The sequence below is a fragment of the Monashia sp. HAY1-5C genome (assembly GCF_056755255.1).
This window is the reverse complement of record NZ_JBPGXG010000264.1, coordinates 1-1,393: the sequence shown is the minus strand read 5'-3', so window position 1 is coordinate 1,393 and position 1,393 is coordinate 1. Positions and strand designations below refer to the sequence as shown.

The window sequence follows — 1,393 nt, the reverse complement described above, 5'->3', positions numbered from 1 at the left end:
CCCCCCCCCCCCCCCCCCCCCCCCTCTCCAAAAAAAAACACCCCACCCCAGATGTAGCTCCTTCTCGTGGGCTCGGAGATGTGTATAAGAGACAGGAGCGGCGGGCTCGGGGCGGGCTCGGCGTCGGCTCGGGGATGCGGAAAACCGGCGGACGCCGCCCGCCGCTCCGCCTACGATCGGCGGGTGCCAGCCACCCGCCCGCCCCTCGACGCCGGACGCCCGACCGGGCGGCCCGTCGAGCTCGGGCTGCGCCCGGAGCGCCCCGAGCGGGCCGACGCCGCGCGCAACCGCGAGGCCCTCCTCGACGCCGCCACGCACCTCGTGGAGTCGTGCGGTGTCGACGCCGTGACGATGGACGCCGTCGCGGCGGCCGCCCACGTCGGCAAGGGCACGGTCTTCCGCCGTTTCGGCAGCCGGGCCGGGCTCATGGCAGCGCTGCTCGACCACAGCGAGACGACCTGGCAGCAGCGCGTCATCTCCGGACCCCCGCCGCTCGGGCCCGGCGCCCCGCCGTTGACGCGGCTGCTCGCCTTCGGCGAGTCGCGCCTCGACCGCAACCTCCTCCACGGCGACCTCGTCGTCGCCGCGGTCGGGCGGTACGGCCGGTCGCTGCCGGCCGCGGCCTTCCACACCGCGCACGTCCGCGTGCTCCTCGCCTCGGCCGGCGTCGAGGGCGACCTGCCCGTGCTCGCCACCGCGCTGCTCGCCCCGCTCGAGGTGCCGATCCTGCGCCAGCAGCTCGACCTCGGCGTCGACCGCGACCGCATCCTGGCGGGATGGAGCGACCTGGCTCGGCGCGTCGTGCGCGGCTGACCCACGCCGCGGTGCTAGACCGACAGCGTGGAGATGCCGCGTTCGACCCTCGAGGGCCTCGAGGGGCCGGGTCCGGCGCGGACCAGCGCGTGGTCGCGCCGAGGTGCGGTGGCGGCGCTGCTCGTCGTCGTCCTCCTCGGCGCCACCGGTCTGCTCGGCGACACGACGCAGACGACCCGGGTGTCGGGCGACGGCATCGACCTGACCCTGACGTGGGCGACCTCCTCGCGGGCCGGCATGGACGTGCCCTGGGAGGTCAGCGTGCACCGGGCCGGCGGGTTCACCGGCGACATCACCCTCGCCGTCACGGGGAGCTACTTCGACATCTACGAGACCCAGGGCTGGCGCCCCGACCCTTCCGACTCGACGCGCGAGGGCGACACGCTGTACCTGACCTTCAGCAAGCCGCCCGGCGACACCCTCGTCGCGGCCTACGACGCCTACATCCAGCCCTCGAGCCAGGTCGGCCGCTCGGGGCACCTCGCCGTCCTCGACCGGGGCCGCGAGGCGGTGTCGTTGGACTTCCGCACCATCCTGCTGCCCCTGTCTCTTATACACATCTGACGCTGCCGACGACGGA

Annotated in this window: 2 protein-coding genes; both read left to right on the top strand. The window is 74.5% G+C overall.

Going from position 1 to position 1,393, the window contains the following annotated elements; all coding sequences use genetic code 11:
* Positions 1–183: 183 nt before the first annotated feature.
* Positions 184–813 (top strand): TetR/AcrR family transcriptional regulator, encoded by a 630-nt coding sequence (locus ACR9ZK_RS21550; protein WP_481344007.1) that lies wholly within the window; start codon positions 184–186, stop codon positions 811–813.
* A 33-nt stretch (positions 814–846) separates the two neighbouring features.
* Positions 847–1,377, top strand: coding sequence for a hypothetical protein (locus ACR9ZK_RS21545; protein ID WP_481344006.1), 531 nt, complete (start codon positions 847–849; stop codon positions 1,375–1,377).
* The last annotated feature ends 16 nt before the right edge of the window (positions 1,378–1,393 follow it).

Excerpts from the sequence above, each read along its gene's own strand:
- ACR9ZK_RS21545 (WP_481344006.1), top strand. The coding sequence starts at position 847 with ATGCCGCGTTCGACCCTCGAGGGCCTCGAGGGGCCGGGTCCGGCGCGG.